The 19,394-nt window shown below is 41.7% G+C and carries 9 protein-coding genes; 3 read left to right on the forward strand and 6 right to left on the reverse strand.

Annotated elements, in window-relative coordinates; all coding sequences use genetic code 11:
- Positions 1-8 precede the first annotated feature (8 nt).
- The 4 genes from ACTUJY_RS02520 to ACTUJY_RS02535 form a co-directional block, all read right to left on the reverse strand.
- Positions 9-7,151, reverse strand: coding sequence for an RHS repeat domain-containing protein (locus tag ACTUJY_RS02520; protein ID WP_463614466.1), 7,143 nt, complete (start codon positions 7,149-7,151; stop codon positions 9-11).
- 455 nt (positions 7,152-7,606) lie between these two features.
- A complete protein-coding gene (locus tag ACTUJY_RS02525; protein WP_463614467.1) occupies positions 7,607-7,840 on the reverse strand; it encodes a LysR family transcriptional regulator in 234 nt (77 codons plus the stop codon).
- 135 nt (positions 7,841-7,975) lie between these two features.
- Positions 7,976-8,449, reverse strand: a complete 474-nt coding sequence (locus tag ACTUJY_RS02530; protein WP_463614468.1) for a nucleoside deaminase — start codon at positions 8,447-8,449, stop codon at positions 7,976-7,978.
- Between the two features lie 59 nt (positions 8,450-8,508).
- Positions 8,509-10,593: a winged helix-turn-helix domain-containing protein gene (locus ACTUJY_RS02535; protein WP_463614469.1), complete on the reverse strand. Its 2,085-nt coding sequence runs from the start codon at positions 10,591-10,593 to the stop codon at positions 8,509-8,511.
- A 207-nt stretch (positions 10,594-10,800) separates the two neighbouring features.
- On the opposite strand from ACTUJY_RS02535, the gene ACTUJY_RS02540 reads away from it, so the two are divergent.
- The 3 genes from ACTUJY_RS02540 to ACTUJY_RS02550 all read left to right on the forward strand — a co-directional run bounded on the left by ACTUJY_RS02540 (position 10,801) and on the right by ACTUJY_RS02550 (position 14,985).
- A complete protein-coding gene (locus ACTUJY_RS02540; RefSeq protein WP_463614470.1) occupies positions 10,801-11,952 on the forward strand; it encodes an MBL fold metallo-hydrolase in 1,152 nt (383 codons plus the stop codon).
- Between the two features lie 64 nt (positions 11,953-12,016).
- Entirely contained in the window at positions 12,017-13,501 is a 1,485-nt protein-coding gene (locus ACTUJY_RS02545; protein ID WP_463614471.1) for an alpha/beta hydrolase-fold protein, read from the forward strand.
- Between the two features lie 266 nt (positions 13,502-13,767).
- Complete coding sequence (locus tag ACTUJY_RS02550; protein ID WP_463614472.1) at positions 13,768-14,985, forward strand: alpha/beta hydrolase-fold protein; 1,218 nt, start codon at positions 13,768-13,770, stop codon at positions 14,983-14,985.
- A 203-nt stretch (positions 14,986-15,188) separates the two neighbouring features.
- On the opposite strand, the gene ACTUJY_RS02555 is transcribed toward ACTUJY_RS02550, so the two are convergent.
- Positions 15,189-16,232: an efflux RND transporter periplasmic adaptor subunit gene (locus ACTUJY_RS02555; protein WP_463614473.1), complete on the reverse strand. Its 1,044-nt coding sequence runs from the start codon at positions 16,230-16,232 to the stop codon at positions 15,189-15,191.
- Positions 16,213-19,305 (reverse strand): efflux RND transporter permease subunit, encoded by a 3,093-nt coding sequence (locus ACTUJY_RS02560; RefSeq protein WP_463614474.1) that lies wholly within the window; start codon positions 19,303-19,305, stop codon positions 16,213-16,215. The genes ACTUJY_RS02555 and ACTUJY_RS02560 overlap by 20 nt, the downstream gene beginning before the upstream one ends.
- Positions 19,306-19,394 lie beyond the last annotated feature (89 nt).

A 19,394-nucleotide genomic window follows, 5' to 3' on the forward strand; every position in this document is an offset into this window, starting at 1 on the left:
TCAAAAAATTACAGTGCGCAGCCGGAACTGGGATAGTAATTCGCGTATGCGTTTTTATCGTTCATATAGAAGTAGTGTTGTGTCTGAAAGGTGTCCAACGTATTGTTGCTGATTTCTCCGGTATACACTTCTTCCATCGTGATGTTCCCATCTTTGTTCCAATCCAGTTTTTCCGTCGGGGTATTTGGAAAATAACTGCTGTAATAGCTTGGGTAGTTCAGATAGATATAAACAGCGTAATAAATGCCTTCGTAGCTCTCACTAAAGAAGTCTTTTTCTTCAACGACACCATTTCCGTCAAAATCCAGCTCACAACTGCCGGTTGGTGGTGGAGCGTCGGTGTTGAGAACGGTAACGGTAATGTCATCACTGCTGCTTGCGCCACCGTTATCGGTTACCGTTAAACGAAATACAAAGTCGGAATCGAAAGCCACATTAGGCGCTTCGAACTGTAATGTACCGGGTTCAGGACCTGCCTGAAGTGTCACATTTCCACCACTCACCAGACTCCAGTTTAAACTCAATCCACTGCCATCGGGATCGCTCGAAGCGCGACCGTCCAGAATGACAGTGGAACGTTCGTTTACGATTTGATCCTCACCTGCGTTTGCGATCGGAGGTTGATTGCCACTGGTATCGTTAACGGTAATCGACACTGTTGCTGTATCGGTTTCCTGATTGCTCGCACTGACTTGAACCTGAAATACCAAGGTTGTTGTGGTTGACACATCCGGTGCAGTAAAACTTGCCGTTTGACTATTGGCGGTATTAATACTGACGGTAGGCCCAGACAATTGAGTCCACAAATAGGCGGTGATGCTTTCGCCTTCTGGAGCTTGAGACGCTGCCGCCGTTAAGTTAACGAGACTGAGTTCTGCAACCGATTGATCGCTGCCGGCAGAAGCCACTGGAGCAGCTGTGGGCTCTGGTGCAATCACGGTAATGGCTACATCGTCTGTCGATACATCACCTTCATCATCGGTAACGGTTAATCGGAATTCGAGAACGGTATCGATAGTGACGTCGGGGGCCGTAAATTCGAAAGTTCCTGATTGACTGCCCGAAGAAAGTTGTACTGCGTTACCGGCAATTTGACTGATTCCAATTGAAATCGAACCGTAGTCAGGATCGTGCGAAGCGCTGTAATCTATCACGACGCGATCACCCGGATTGACGACCTGATCGGCTCCTGCGTTTGCGACAGGTGCTTTGCTGAATCGAACGAGAATTGGAACCGTGCGTACAACTTCTTGTTGACGCTCGGTTGTAAACTTAACTTCTATGTCGATTTCTGAGTCTTCATTCACATCGGGGGCCGTGAATAAAGGAGACTGAAGTTGCGCATCATTAAACGTCCCCATTGGGCCCGAATATTGTCGCCATTCATAGCTGACAATTTTATTCGCTGAAGCTTCATTGATTATTAATAACTCAATTTGAAACGTATCGAGATTATCAACCACTTCCGGAGCAATTAATTTCACATCAGGAATTGCGGCGGGGTTATTAATATTAAGTTTAACCACATCCGTAGATTGGGCACCTTGATCATCTGTGACGGTTAACTCGAACACGAGCTCTGCTGTTTCAATGGATCCAATGCTAATTGCAGCTTGTGAATTTTGTTCACTTTCCATAACAACTGTAGGCCCAGCAATTTGGCGCCATTGATAGCTAACAATAAAACCATCGTTGTCTTTCGATTGTCGGCCATCGAGAGAATGCCAATATTGAAGATCGTGTGTATGCGGCGTTAATTCACCAAGCGATTCATCTTCACCTGCATTTGCAATGGGTGGTTGATTCACAGGAACTGGCGTTGCATCGAACACATACAGTGGCCATTTGCCACTAATGTTACTGTCATCTATTCTTGCGGCCATACCCGTCGAGGTAAATTTCGAAGCTTTCATCTGACTTGATTGAGTTGGTAACTCTTCGCTCGAAACAATCGTACCGTCCAACTCACGGGCAGCAATCCAGGTTTCGGCATCCTGACCAACCATCAATCGATTCCCGCCAGACAAAGAGGACTGAATAAACGTTTTTTCCCATGCGGCGTTTAGAGAAGTAACTTGCCCTATTGACCAATTGCCAGAAGAACTCAGGCGCGAAATTTTCAACTGTTGATTACTTGCTGTAAAAAGACTGGCAGACCGATCGGACGCCATCTCGACATGAATCAATCCTCCGGAGTTAACAACCTGATGAATATCTTGAATGGCGCCTTCCAGATTATCGATGGTGAATCGTTGGCTTTTATAAGTTCGAATGGATTGAGAAACATCTTCCCAGACCGCAAGCCCATCACCGGAGTCGGTTAATGCAACACTGAAGCGGCTTGCGTTATCGACCTTTCCTAAGTTAAATAATTGGATGGCTCCTTTTTCGGTTACAGTCATCAATTCAACGTGATCGACTGAACCGCTCTCGCTTGTTGATGTATTAAAACTCCACATTACAGCGAGCTCACCAGAGCGATTAACAGCAAGAGAATGAATGCGTCCATTGTACCGGTGTTTCTGCTCTGCAGTGTTTTTCAGCTTGATTGGATCTCGCCAACCTCTACCAGGGCTCCATTGCGCAATCCAGCGATAGGACTCGGTATAGCTGTTTTCCCACCAACTCACAACAAACTGCCCATTCGGTGCCGAGGTAATACCAATGTTATATTTGATGGATAATCCATAAGTTGCATACTTGATTGGTTCTGAAGTCCAGCTTTGTGTTTTTGGATTAAAGATTGCTGCCCAAACTTTTACGCCATCCGTTGCTAATAACATTGCCCAACCAGTTTCCGAAACTTCTAACTGATACGATTGAGGTTTAAAGCCAAACAATTCGTTTGTTTGAAGGCTTTGAGAAGATGATAACCATGTCTGAACGGTCGTGCGATAATCAACCGCTTTTACAACGTGAATGTTGCCTAACGAATCCATCACTGGGGCATTTTTTGAATACTCCAATTCAGCAACAAATCGCCAACCGGGCTCAGCTATTGAAATCGATTTTATTTCACTTGCGCCAGAAACTTGGCTTCCTTTTTTTGCAACGACTCGATAGTAAAGCGTTTCTCCAACATTAACATTGCTGTGCAGATAGGGTGGAGTAGCATTTTCTATTCTTTGCGCCTGACTCAATTGAGTAAAAGGCTGGTTACTCCAATACAAATCATAATTATTAACATACGGCAAAGTCGACCAAGTTGCTGCGACCTGATTGTCAGTTACCGTCAGGTATAACTGCTGCGGAGTTTGCAAAGGTGTGAAAGCATTTAAATCCGTTGATAAATAAATCTCTTCAACGTTGCTGTAACCGTCACCATCGAAATCTTCATCGGCATCAGCATAAAGTGGATTCAAACCATGAAGTAACTCAATGTCATCACGAAGACCATCCCCATCGGAATCAATATTGCGTGGATTCGTTCCTGCATTAAACTCTTCGAGGTTACTCAAGCCATCACCGTCGACATCACCACTGGCATCATTCGCGTTGTAAGGATCAAAATCGTAGAGACGCTCATAGCAATGTCCCATACCGTCCTCATCTAAATCATCACTGCACTCGATGATTTCGTCATGATAAGCGACTCGTTGATCGCCGAGATAAATGTGTGAGCGTTTTAAATCGCCATCATTTTGTTCTTCATACAATAAGGTTCCAGCTTGATTGTATGCGAGCAAATCAGTCATCCCATTTGCTAATTTGGAAACCATTCGGTTGTTACCATCGTAACGATAAAGACTGATTGCTCCATCCTCAAGTGAAGTCGCTCTTATTAAACTATCAGAAAAATCGTAAAAATATTGATTTGCACCGTCACTGATTACTTTACCCATTTGATCGTAAGCAAAAGGTTTGTCATCGAAACTAATCAGTCGATTTTTAGAGTCGTAGCTGTAATCAAATTCTTGTTCTCCAATCGCTTTATGCTCAATGTTGCCTAGTGCATCATAAACATAGTTTCCATTGCCCCATATGCCATCGGCGGATAAGAGTCGATGGAGACCGTCGTAGGACATTGTGCGCGTATTTTGCGCATTCATTTTGTCTTTAATGTGCGTTAAGTTTCCAGCATTATCATAGTCGTAAAACAGGTCAATTGATGAACCCGAACCAAGTGACATGGTTAATGTTTCGGGAAACAATCGGTCGTTCAATGTAAAGTGTGCCGTGCGTCCGTTTCCGTAAGTTATGCTTTTAATTTTTCCTGAGTCGTAATATTGAACGTCATCTACAAAATTTCCCACTTGAGTCGCACGACCGAATGCATCTGGAAGATAGGCGACTTGCATTTGATTTGGATAAGTCAGCGCACTTAAATTTCCCTGATTATCATACTGGTACGAAAACTTGATTGTTCTATTTTGGGTATTTAATGTTTCGCTGGATAATCTGCCTTCGATATCGTAGGTCATTGCCCATCGGGTGCTCTCAGAATAAGACTTAATGCTAGTACTGGGTGTTACACGTAATTCTTGTCCGCTCAGTTCACGATTAAGTTCTAGCAACAATCCTTGTGCATCGTATTGAAATTCATCTTTAAGAAAGTGAGTTTTAATATTACAAGTAACATTGGCGGAGTCTAAACAACCCAAAGCATCGTCTTGATCATAATTCGCATTTTGGTCACGATAATAAGGAGGGTATTGAACGGTAATTAGCCTTCCCATAGGATCGTAGGAGAACGTTTTATCGTAAGCTTTTTCACCAACAACTTGCCTTTCAATTGTTTTTTGACCGGCAGCGTTGTACCCAAAAGCCATTTGCCCTTCCGCTTCTGGTTCGATGTAACCGCTGACCAACATGGCATCGTTGTATTGGTATTCTCTTACCAAGCCATTTTGTGTAATTGAAAGAGGCAATCCGAGTTCGTTTCTTTCGATATCAATCACGACACCCTCAGACGCTTCAATTTTAACAAGGTATTCTTCATCGGGCCCATAACGATGGAAGCTACGCTTAGTGACGTTGCAATTTGCATCGATCGCGGTCACGCTGTTTTCACCACGATGATATTGGGACAATTCACCGCCTGACGTCCATGATTTTATCAGTTCTCCGTATATGTTGTATTTGTAGAAAATTCCTTTTTCTGGCTCATTTATAAATGACTTAAACGTCATTTGGTTTCTTTCGTTGTATCGAAAAAATTGAGTTAATGTTTTTTCACTGTTGAGGTCGACACGTTCATGTTTAGTAAGATTACCAAATACATCATAGTAATAGCTGTCTTTTAGAGCGCCCTTAGTATAGGTTTTTCGTCGACCATTGTCAGAGTAGTCGACCACAATGGCAGCACTTAAGGGTAATTCGATGAAAGTCACACGTCCCAAATCATCGTATCGATATTTTGTGGTCACTAAATTTTGATTGGTATGAGAAGTGATTAAACCACGACTGTTTACTGTGAGGGTTTCAGTTGTTTCATCTGGATGTGTAATTTTTCGCGCGACTCCTCGATAGTAATCGGAGTAAAAAGTAGCATATTCCAACGCATTGGTGCTGCTTTTTAACAGACCGTTACCGTAGTAGTCGTAGTTGGTAACGATACCGCGTTTGGCTTCCTTAGCAAGGTTTCCTTCGTTATTGAATCGGTAACTCGACTCGTAGAAGTAGCCGTTGTTAGGTTCAAAATTTGCTATTTTTACCTGCTCATCAGTTATTAGGTCAATCAGCCAGTTACCACCTTTGCTTCCTGAGTAACCATAGTCCGTTTTATAATATTTTGATTTGTTTCCAGTGATTTTATGCTTTAGAGGTAACCCAGTAGGAGTGACTTCGAGTACCTCGTAGGTATAATCTTTTCCATTTTTGGTGCCAGTCTCCTTACTGCGATAGGCACTTTGATATTGATCATCGACGCGTAAAACTCCGTTCACTTTATAATCGCGATTATCGTCCGCGAGAATATAACTGTCCCAAGTATATTCTATGCTGTCTATGAGTGAGCCAGGGCTTATTTCAAGTTCATTAGTATCCGGACAAGTGTTTTGAGGCTCTGAACCTTCGGAAAATAGCGTACCACCGTCTCGATAACGCTTAACGGACTTTAGAAGACCAATCTTCCAGACTTCGCCATTAATAATACCGAATGGGCTTATGTGGCGATATTCTTCTCGGGTGTCGTAAGGTGTTGTTACCTTCGTGAGATCGGTCGCATTAAAACCATCTTCATTTACTCGCTCATAACGGTATTTCCAACAACGATCTTCGATGCATTTTTCTGTCACAACCGGATAATCTTTAGTTAAAAATAAAATATTATCCCATTTAATGGAAACTTTGGCGCCGTTAGGAGCTATAACATCAGAGAGTAACCGAGTGGAATCTTTGTATTGGAAACTCCAGGATTGTTGCTCCGGAAAAGTGACATTGGTCAGGTGTATACCCGAATAAGCGTATTTAACATTAAAACGACCGTCATCAACCTGAGTGAGTAAATTCCCGTCGTATGAAAAATTGACTTCTCGACCATCGGAAGCGCGAATGCGAGTAGGGCGAGTGAAGGCATTCGCAATTTCGTACTCAATATTCAGTGAGTTTTCGTGCGAATCTTCAATTTTAATGACGACCTGTTTATTGGTTGATTCCTTACCAAAATAGTAATCATTGTCCCGTTTATCGGTGAGAACTAATCCGCTATCACGACATTCGGCACGCCAGAGATCGGTCGTGATGTGGGTAGGTTGATAATCAGAGCCATTGTCGTAGTCAACAGTGACCAAATTCTTTTTAAGAATTTTAACCTGACTGCCATTTGGCTTAATGAAGTAAAGATTTTTTGTTGAGAACCAAATGTCGTTATCGCCCGTACAGTTATATTGACCAACAATACGACCGAAATGGATGTCCCAGCCCGGTCCCATGTAGGAATATTCGCTGATAACGCTAGGTGTCGAATTATAGGATCGCTTAACTACGATATCGGGACCGGTACCCGAAAGAACAAGGTCATTATTTGACCAGTGCAATGTTCCCGAGAAAGTATCAATGTCCAGATTTAACGATGACTCATATCCACGGCCGCCACTTTTTCCGGGAACGGCATAAGCGTCGGGTGTATCGGTGATCTCAGGTTCGCTGGCTAACGTACTCAGAGATACCAAACAGAAGCTTTTTAATATCAAGCGTATATTAAAGTTCATGACTTCCTCAATGTATTGAAAGGTATAAATTAAAGCTGCTGTCGCCTTTTTGGTGACGCAGATGTCTATTCCCAATGATTAAATTTTTGTTTCGAAATACTTGCTCGAGTCAATTATAAAAAGGTGTCAAAAACCAACAAGCAGCACAGCGACATTCAGTCACACTACAGCGACAACTACGCTGTACGCCTTATATTTAGAGAGATTTCAAGAACCAATGTCCAATTCTGAAGTGAATAAAAGGTTTGAATGCGACTTGTTCAAGCAATGAAAAACGTATAGAAAAATGTAAAACAGTCTATGACTGGGAATGACGGTCTAGTAGTTGTATATATCGACTAGCTGTGCAAATGCGCACCAGCTTGCCAAACAATTATTAGACAACTTTAATTTCACTCGCAACAATGCAAACTCGCCTGAAACTTCGGTATTCTAAAACGACAATGCATTGCATTTTAGCGATAAAACGAAGATATGTGAGTCGAATAAATAAAGGCTAACCCTGCCCATGACTCAAAATTTTTAATTTGTTGTCCGACCGCCGATGGGGTAATTTCAAGTTCTTCAGCAGCCTTTTTAAACCTTAAGTGCCTTGTCGGTGCTTCAAAAACGGGCAAGTACTGAATTGGTGGTGATGCTTTGTAAATCATTATACTGAGCAAAAGTAAATATTTAAGCCGATTATACATTTAACCGGCTAACTAGGCTGCGTTATAGTTCACCTCAAATTCTTTACTAGCTGCTTCTTAAGTTGTTCGCTGTTGGTTCATTAAATTGAATTTAAATTGATTAAAGAATCCATTAACCTGCTTAACACACAAATATCAATATTCCCTTCTTCTATCATTGTGAATCCATTGCTCAAAAACCTCTGTCGCTTCAGCGAGTGGCACATGCTCGCATGGTATCACTTTTTGCTTATCGCCCTGATGAATTGCGTTGTAAATTAAATCATCATCAAAACCGGCTTCAGCGGCGCCGTACCTTGTTTCAGCGTAAACAATTCGATCAAGCCTTGCCCAAATTGCAGCACCGAAACACATAGGACAAGGCTCGCAAGAAGTATAAAGCACACAACCGTCTAGCTGATGTGAGTTTAACGTTTTACATGCCGATCGAATGGCTACGACTTCAGCATGTGCGGATGGATCTTGTGAAGTAACAACTTGGTTCCATCCTTCGGCAATGACAATACCTTCCTTTACAATAACAGCTCCAAAAGGACCGCATGAACCATCTTTTGAATTTTGAGAAGCCAGTTGAATAGCTCGTTGTAAAAATTCTTTATCTTGTTGCATGCTCTCTCCTGTAAAAAATAGCGTTATTTCATTATGGTGAAGCTTATCTCGACTGCTTGTTATTGAAACAGAACAATTTCTTTTTCTGAAGAGACCATACTGGACAATAACAACCGTTTATTCTTAAAATCAATATCATCAATAGTTGTAATAAAATCATCACCGTACAGCAATGGCTCTTGTGTATTCGAAAGTGTATCGTACTGCCATAAAATACCCTTATCTTCTAATAAAAACAAACGTTGATCACGGTATAGAAATTTAGGATTTAATTTTAGCGAATTTAAAGTTTCCATTTTTTTCGCCACTCCGTTTTTAATCATAAGAAAATCGCGTTCCAAATTCGACAGGTAAAGCGTATTGTCATCTGCTTTCTGTGCCCATCGAGTACCCCCCCGATAAAGTGTGTTGTGTTTACCAGAGTCGATATCATAAATAACGACCTGATGCTCAGACTGCTTTACAAGGTTTAACAATACATGACTATGCCGCAAGCTCTGGTACACATTTGTCACTCTAAAAGGTGTATTAACGGATTCCAACTGGCCGTCCATATGGAGCAAGTATAAGATTCCATCCACAACCAACACAATCACGTTGCCGTCAGTTGTCCATACGAAAGATTGAATTTTCGAACCATCGGGTAACCGACTTAATTGCAGAGGTTGGTCGCCATCACTTAACCAGATTTGCGATGAACCGCTGCGCTCGGATATAAAAGCAACTTTGTCAGTTCCGGGTTGATACTGAGCATCATGATCACTCACCGTTGAACGGTAAAGAGTGGTTTTAGAAAATGTGGGAGAAGTAAAGGCTCCCGCTTTTTCGGAAGGCCACTTTAGTTCAGCAATGTCATAATCCAAAATACCCATAGATGCCACTATCGATTTTCCCTGCGGATGAACGACCGGTCCCCAAATGTTGTGCATGCTAGGTATTGGGTATTCCTGTATGTTTCCTTGTAAGTCTATCTCTAGCAAGTTTTTTCCTACGGATGAGATCAATACATCTTTTAGCGGATGCCAATAAATATCGATACGACTGTTCTTATATCGAGCTGGCAAGTTTAATGGAATGACATCGAATGCTTGAGTGTCGGGATCAAGTAACACAATTTGCCCATTATGCTCTGCATCATATTGCATTATCGCTATTTTATTCAGTCGTGGGGAGAAGTCTAAAGCGTACATTTGATGCGTATCGGATGTGTAGAGCTGGCTTAAAGTGTTATTTAGCAACGACAAGCTCATAACTCGCCGCTTATCCTTCTCACTTTCAAAAAAAGCGATCCGTTCATTATTTAACCATACCACAGCGCCGTAGTTGTATTGGTCACAAGCAAGTAATTTTCTTGTAAGTTGCGGACTGTTTTTTGCCAATGAGAAATTAAGGGTTCGAATATCGACACAGCCTCGATACTCTTGCTTCTCACTACAATGAGTCACGTTTGAAAAGGCAATGTGCTTACCGTCGGGTGACCAGGCCAAAGCACCATAAATACCTGGTTCTTTAGAAAGCTTGAACTCCCGGTTACGTTCCAAATCTTTCGCCCATACGTGATTTTCACAGTGACCGACAAACCGTTGAAAAGCAATGTAACGGCCATCAGGAGAAAAGCTGGGAGCAAACTCTCTGTTATCTGTGGTTGTTAACGGCGTCAGTCGACTCAAGGGTAAAGAGTGGTTGGAAGAAGGAAGAAGCCAAAAAGTTAAAGCTAAAAAAATGATAATTACGCCGATAGAATGCCAGTACCCATACCTTTGTTTGTTTTTATTGACGCTCTGCCTTTCGTCAATTTTCCACTGAACATTCGCCAATAAGCTGTAGCCCACTTTCGGATGTGTCGCGATGACTCGTTGGTTTTTAGCATCATCATTCAAGGCTTTACGAAGCTGAGCAATGCATCGCTGCAACGCATTCGGTGCCACTTCTACATTTGGCCAAACTTTGTCCAGTAGAGTTTCATGGGTAACCACTTGTCCTTGTGCTTCCGCCAGCACCAACAGTACTTGTAACACTTTGGGCTCCATCGACACAATTGCATCTTGTGCGATGATTTGCGATCGCCCCATATCAATACGAAATTTTCCAACGTAAAACTCATTCAATTGCATATCAATCAGCCCAATCCGACTAGACCACAACGATTATACCGAGAAAAGTAGCGCTCGCCATCGCTGCAGATTGCTAAAAAAGACCACCGTAAACCGCTAATTGAGCGGCATCAGCAAATCATCAGCTTTTTATCAGCGTTTTATTAGAGATTCGCTGCTCCGTCATTCGTAGGATGATTTCATAGCAAAGATATCCCCTTTCTAAACGCATGACATCGTATATAAAAAGAGAGAATTATGAGCCGCATAATTTACCTAACCTTTGTTCAGTTTGTGCTGTTAACAATGTGTACCAAACTACATTCGGAGCCAGAAGCTTATACACCGATTAAGGTCACAGACAATGTTTACGTACTTTATGCCAATGTCGGTGTGATTATTGGAACCGACTATGTCACTCTCATTGACTCTTGGCTTGGCTTTTATGAAGAAGGTGCTTCAGAACGGATCGTCGAAGAAGTAAAAAAACTGACACCAAAACCCATTCGATATGTGATTAACACGCACTCTCACGGAGACCACAGTGGTGGGAACCCATTCTTTCTCAATAATGGCGCAACGGTAATTGTCCATAAGAACTCGACTTTCAGTCCCTTTATTCCTAAATCCGGACAACCTAAAGGAATTCTTCGATTTAGCGATCGGTTATCTTTAGACACTGGAAGCGAGGAAATACAAATTGAACACCTCGTCGCTCATACTTTCGATGACGCCATTATTTATTTGAAAAAGGACAATGTGCTGTTCGTCGGCGATAATTTGATTACAAAATTTTGGGTGGGTTTAGGCGTTTTTGGTATGGAAAGTTTTGATGAATGGACAACCAAAGCGCTGGCATTGATGAATGACGAAACGCAAATCATTCCTGGTCACGGCTATACCATTATGAACAAAGCGCAACTTATCACTTATATGAATAATGTTAAAGCCTGGGTTAACCGAACAGCCAAACTTCATAAGCTGGGTTTAAGCTTTGAACAAATTGCCAAGGACGACGATGTCAATCAATACTACCGACAATTAATCCTTGATACAGTGAGTGATTTAGAACCATTAAATCGCAACATGTTAAAAGCACTGATCGACCTGAATGAGCCAACAACGGAACAAAAACTCACAAATTATATTGGTCGTTATCGCTTTGATAAACGAAATGATATCGAAATATTGCTGCAAAATGGAAAGCTTGTCGCACGACAAGAAGATAAGTTTTACACCTATTTAAAGCCAATCGCTGAATTCTCTTTTGAGTTAGCCACTTTAAATAAGGGAGAACGGTTTTATTTTCATCGAGATTTGAATGGAGAAATAGTCGGGCTAACCCCTAAAATTCCATTAAACAGCCGCTATAAATCACTGATAACTGGTCAATGGAAAAAAATCAATTAAAACATTCAAGTACTGACAATAGAACTCAGAGTAACTTGTTGAATTATTTTTTACGAGGAAAATAATGAAAATTCGATCAATTATATTTTTTTTAGTGTGTACATATTGGCATCCATTAAATCTATTTGCAACTGACAGCATTCATACGAGAACCGTTGTATTAGGTCAAAAGTACCCCCTCAAGTCTCAAAGTTTGAATCAAATGAGAGAGCTTACTGTACGGTTACCAGAAAATTACAGCACAAGTAAACAACATTACCCGGTAATATTTGTGCTCAATGCTAGCCCCTTTTATCGCGGAAATATATTCAGCCACGCGGTCACTGTGATTGAGCAACTTGAAGAATATAAACGCATTCCTAAATCCATAATAGTGGGAATAGAAAGTGAACAGTGGTATCGCGACAGCATTCAAGATTCAAAACCCTTTCAGTTGTATCTTTCAAATGAACTGATTCCGTTCATTCAAAGTCAATTTCGAACGTTGAATATGAATTTACTCGTTGGACATTCTTATGCAGCTGCATTGGCGATCAAAACGTTTGCTGTAGGCATCACTCCAATTGATGGCTATTTGGCTATATCACCCGTTTTCCCCGATCAAAACTTCATAAAGCGTATTCAAATTCCGGCAACGATAAAAAATGATTCGCGCTTACTACTTTTAACCGAGGCGGAACATACCAGTGATGTCATTGTTTTAAAAAAGCAATTAGCCCAAATTGAATCAAATGTACAACATTTAAACATAGCTAACGAAGATCATCACTCAGTCTTTCCTATGGCGTTAAGTCAAGGATTGTCGCTCCATTTTTCAGATTTTCGACTACCCAATATAACTCAGCTAGAGAAAATCAACTTAGGTTATCCTGAGATCCATGAATATGTAAAAAAACAAAATAGTAAATATCAACTCACTCAGTCTGATTCAGACATTGATCAAGCGGTTACCAACATCGCACAAAAATATTTAACCTTAAAAAAGTTTGACCAGGCATGGCCCTTGTTTGAAAAATCTCGTTCTAAATGGAAACACTATATTTTAAATCGTGCTGCAAGTCGATTCATGAGTATGGACGATATTTATACGTCTAAAATAATTTGGGAAAAAATGAGTCAAATATATCCTAACAACCCGTTATCGTATCACCAGCTTTCTAAAATAGCACGACAATCGAATAACTCAGAAATCGTTCACTTAATGAATAAAAAAATAGACGAATTAGTAAACAACGTTAATGAACAGACGGACAATGGATCACTTACCGATTACGCGCTTCACTTATTAGAGGACGGTAACAATGAAGAAGCGATTGCGGTTCTTAAAAACCTAACGCACGCCTACCCTGAGTCTGAACAGACCCATCGCTATTTAGCGGAAGCGTACATTGCAAGTCAACAGCTTCCTTTAGCCGTTAGTGCGCTGAATAAGGCTAAAACACTCGCAGAAAAAAACAACTCCAAAAACCTGGCGCAAATTCGTAAGCAACTCAAACAAATAAAATTGAAAATGGGCCAGATAGAATCCAAAAATGCGATACTGCAGTAATGCATCGTTAGATTACTTATAAACCAAAGTCATTATAATCGACAAAGGTTTGTCGAAGAGGGTTGCTCATAGTATATTGGCACATTAAAGCCTGCTGCATCGTAAGTAAGAGAAGTAATTATCTATACAATGAGGTCAATCAGTTAATTTGAGTCATCAAACGATATGAATTCAAAGCTATTAACCGTATGGATTAAATGATAATTTAGATGAATATTATGTCGCCAGGTCCAAAATAATCCGATAAAGGTTGAGAGTAAATAATCATGAAAAAAAATTTTACATATACAATTATTTTTCTAATAATGGCTATTTTCAACATCACCCTATTTGCCGAAAGCTCGAGTAAATCCCAAACAGTAAATATGAGCCCTATGGTTAATGGTGAAATTGTTCAATTATTTTCCAAATCGCTACAAGAGCAAAGAGAGATATTTGTCTCTCTGCCTAACAAATATAAAGAACATATACAATCCTACCCTGTAATTATTGTACTTGAAGGTGAATATTTGTTTGATATCACGCGATCCATTACTGCGTTCATGTCAAAACGAAGTCAAATTCCTCAAAGTATTGTCATTGGCATTCCGAGTAAAGATAGCGATGAACGCTATACGACGTACGACAAAGATTCTCGAAAAAATATTCTAAAGTTCATAAAGAATGAAGTTATTCCTTTTGTTGAAAATAATTATCGAGCTAACTCTTACAGAACGCTCATTGGGCTTTCACCGACCACCGAAATTCTCTATGAAAGTTTATACACTGAGCCCGGACTGTTTACTGGGATAATTGCTTTATCCGCTCATTTAGAGTGGGGACCAAGAAAAAATGTAAAACTTATTGATGAAATATTGTCGACTGTGAGCGATAAAAATTATCCGAAGACCATTCTGTATATGTCCCGAGCTGATAATGATATTGTAAACAACACTTTTGTTAAAGACGCTTTTAACGATGCCAAGAAAAAGCTGGAGGCCTTTAATAGCGATAAAATTACCATTCATTTAGAAGTATTAGAGAACGAAGAACACTATGGACACGCAATCAAAGGGATTACCACTGGTTTGAAAAAAATCTTTCCATTAAGTGGTCAGCATAATTATGTTTTCCATCACTTGATGAAATCGGATACGTTAGTTGATGATATTAAGGAACTCTATACTGAACAATCCAAAGCCTATGGTTTCGACGTTTTTCCAGTTGAAGACGGACACGTTGGTGCAGATAATTTACTGGGTATGGGTAAATGGTTTAAAAAGAATAAACAATACAATAAAGCCATTGATGTTCTGAATCTTGCAATCGAATACTACCCCAATTCATCAGCATTACATTTAGAATTAGCCGATGCGTATCGACTCACTGGAGATAAAAAACACGCCATTGCACTTGCAAAAAAGTCTCTGAAACTGGCGCAAACATATCACCCAGAATTGAAAGATAAACATCAAGATTTGTTTGCGCTGCTTGAAATAAAATAAGAAGTTCCAATTAGCACACAATCAATAGGGCGTGATTATTCTTCAATTATCATCACTGGCGCGTCAATCGTTTAGACCATGTAAAGATGATAAGTAAAAGCGCCCTAGAGACATATGGAATAGAATACTCTTAAGTAACAAAAAGGCATTTCAATTGCTGCGTTTTGATGCTGAGTCAAGACTTACGATGACAATTATATCCATTATTGAATAATACTTACCGCCTGTCCTGGCATCAGCCGTTCCGCACCACGAATGACAATTTTATCGCCGCTGTTTATTTTGTTTTTTAAGGTAACCCAATTGCCATCAATGGCGGCGATATCGGCTTTTATTTGTTCAGCCATACTGTCGGCATTCACCCGATACACAAACACATCGCTACCTTTAATCACTAAAGCATCACGTGGAAAAGCAACCGACGCTTTCGATGCTTCTCGTGGCAAACTCACCGTTACAGGCGTGCCTATTAACCAGCTGTCTTCTGGAACCATGAGTCGCAACTCAACCATTCGTGAGACCGCATCTCCTACCGGTACCAGTGTTCGCACAACCAAGGGTTGAGATTGATTGTTCGCTTTAACCATCACTTGTTGGCGAGATTGTATAAACGGTATCAAGTGCATCGGCGCAAACACACTCACTTCCAGATGCTGTGTATCAACGACTCGTGCAACGGCATCGGCTTCCGACAAAAACTCACCAACACTAGCAAGTCGTTTTACTAAATGTCCGTTGAAAGGCGCTTTTATTCGCGTTAATGACAAATCACGCTTTGCCAATTCTAACTGGGCCTTGGCGTCTTTTATATCGTGCAATAACATATCCCGACGTGCTAGCTCTTCTTGCAATCTCGCTTTTGAAGCACTATCGCGCGACGCCAACGTACTGAATCGCTTTACTTCCTGCTCTCGAAATTCTAAGTCCGCCTGCAGTCGACCAATTAGGGCCTGCGCGCGCTGTACGTTTATTTTATATACCTGATCATCAATGCGTGCGATCACTTCACCTTTTGCAACAGCAGAACCAACATCGGCCAACCATAACAATTGTCCTTTAACCTGAGTAGCAATCTCTGAATCATTCACACTTAGCACCGATCCGGTTACTTCCATGGTCGGCGCCAACATGCGTTGCTCCGCCGCAATAACTTTAACCTGTGCCGGAGGCATTTCCTGTTGAGCCATTGCTGCAATAGAAAAGGCTAAGCCAATACTCACGAACACTTTATTGATGGACTTCCGCATGCTTTACTCTCAATGTTGAATTTCGTTCTAACGTCGATTGCAGCAAGCTGGGCAACAGCACGAGAGTAAATAATGTTGATACACTCATACCACCAACAATAGCCGCAGCCATTCCACGATATATTTCACTACCTGCACCGGGGAAAAGTAACAAGGGCAACATACCAAACAGACTGGTTAACGTACTCATAAATATAGGACGTAATCTAAGTTTTAATGCCTGATGGACTGCTTCTTGACGTGACATTCCTTCTGCTAACGCTTTTTGCGTTTGTGCCACCAACAAAATGGCATTGTTGACGACAAGGCCAAGTAAAATGATAAAACCGATCATACCTAATAAGTCCAGCGGCTGAAATTTGATCTTGTTCATCAGCCAGATCATCAGTACCCCACCCACACCGGCCAAGGGAATTGAGATCACAATAAGTGACGCCAGCTTTAACGATCGAAATAACGCCGCCATAATCAATAAGAGTAATAAAAACGCCATTATAAAATTACCACCAAGCGTCCCTACCGCACGTGTTAGGTCTTCCGCACTTCCTGCGTAATGAATCGCTCCATCGGAAGGCAAGCTAGCCAACAGTGCTGGCTCTATTTTTGTCTTTAATTCATTGATTAATTGCTCAAGAGACATACCTTCGGGTGGATTAACGACGAGACTATAACCTCGTTTACGCTCAAATCGAACGATCGCACTGGGCGATGGCATTTGCGCAATTTCAGCCAATTCGCCTAAAGGAACAACACCGCCTTTAGGGGTTTTAACCGGAATTGCGGCCATCTCCTCAGGGGAATTATACGGAATGGATTTAACATAAATATCGAGTCGATCTTGACCATCGAAGTATTCACCCAACCACGCACCTTGACCCAGTTGTAAGATGACAGTGGCTAAGTCCTGACGAGTCCAACCCACTTCAGCCAATCGCACATCTTTGGGTATAAAACGTAACTCTGTCGCATCGGCAAAAGGATCAGGGATCGGATTCGCAGTAGCGCCCGGAATTTGCGACATCACCATGCCCATTCCCTGCATGGCAGCACTTTTGGTTGCTTCCAAATCTACCGAAGTAATTTCCATTTCCACACTGTTGGTATCACTGAAGCCACCAAACAAACTGCGTCTTAAGGAAAAGCCAAACAAATCGGGAATACCACTGATGATTTCGGTTTGAACTTTCTGTTGAAGTTGCTCCAAATCACTGTCTTCACCACCATTGATTGCCAGCCATCCGCCAGAAGCACCAGGAAATGACCAGAAAAAATAGTCACGAATGGCCGGTTGTTGATCGCCTTTTAAATAAGGTTGCAATCGCTGATCGATCACCTGCGCAATTTCACGATCGGCGGTTTTTACATTAGTACCGGGCGGAAAAAACAGAAAACTGTCGATAGTGTCGCGCTTTACCGGTGGAAGATAATTACTGCTCGGCCACAACAACACCGTCAATGCGATGGGCAACGTGATCAACCCAACGATCCAACTCCAGCGTTTAGCCGGTGTGTCGGTAATCGCCATGAGTCGATCAGCTAAACGATCCCAAACGGTTTCACCTATTGGTTCTTCCGGTAACTGCCGCATTAAATAACGTGCACTGGTTGGTAATAGAGTCACCGCGACCAATAACGAAACGCTAACCCCAATCGCAATGGTGAATGCCAAATCGGCAAACATTTGCCCTTCGGCATCTTCTAAAAACATGATCGGAATAAAAATGGCGACCGTCGTTGCAGTGGAAGCCAATAATGCCCCCCAAACTTGCGTTGCGCCTTTGTCACTGGCCTCATCCGACGACTCGCCTTTTTCACGCAGTCGTACAATATTTTCCAACACCACAATGGCAGCATCGAGCACCATTCCGGTAGCGAAAGCCAACCCTGCTAGAGAGATCACATTTAACGAACGACCGGCCAACGCCAATACCACAAAGGTTGTGAGTAACGAAACCGGGATCGCCATCGCAATTAAAAACGTGGCGCGCCATTGCCGCAGGAACAACCACAACACACCAATGGCTAACAACATGCCTATGACTAAGTTACTCCCCAACAAACCCATTGAACGTTTAATGTAGCGACTCGGATCGAATGCAAATTGTGCGTGCAATCCGCGCTCAGCAAATTCACCGGCATTCAACTCTTCCATTTTCTGTTTGATGGTGTCCAACGCTTGCAACACATTGGCATCGTTGGTTTTCGATACCGCCAAACGAAAACTTTTATTGCCATTTTGATAAATAAATCCATCTTCTCGACCCGGACCAATTCGGAACTCTGCCATATCTCCAAGCTTTACCGGTAAACCGTCACGCCACTCGAGAATCAAATCCGACAACTGTTGATAATCGTAACGTCCTTCAAAACGCACAATGTATTGACGTCGACCAACATCAACAAATCCGCTGGAAATATCAGCAGAACGTCCAATTTGTTGTGTCACTCGAGCGATGTCAATTCCAAGCTCTGCAGCACGATAAGGATCAAAAATAATTTGCAGTTGATTTCCACCTCCACCACTGGCGTCATCAAATTCAATGCGCGAAACACCGTATAAACTTTGCAACTCAGGTACAATTTTATCGCGCAAATATTTTGCGTTTGCCAAGCGCTGTGCATCGTCTCCATTTTGTTGTTGAATAAAGTATTCAATTAAGGTGTCGTTGGCATCACCCCATTCGCCCATCATTATTTGCGGCTTTTCTGCATTCGCTGGTAAAGGGCGCAATCGATTTAAGCGACTGATGACTTCAATTAAGGCTCGTGTCATATCGGTTTCAATCGCAAATTCAAGTTGCATAAAACCAAAATTTGCCATATTCCACGACACCAGATCGGTCATGCCCGGTGTACCTATCAACACTTCTTCTACCGGAACCGATATTTCGGCTTCAATTTCTGCCGGAGAGGCACCTGGCCATGCATTGATTACTGAGATAATGGGCTTTTCGATATCCGGCAACAACTGCGCAGGTATACGCCATATGGAAATAAGCCCCAGCAGCAATACGATCGCTGTGATTGCCAAAATAGCGACGGGATTTTTTAAACTGATTTGTGTAAGACGCAAAAATATTCCTTATGCTTGAATAACGATGACTCCCAATAGTATAGAGATTTCATTTCGATAACCCAAGAGAAATCCAAGTTGCGAAAAAA

The organism is Pleionea sp. WD8-19, assembly GCF_055326765.1.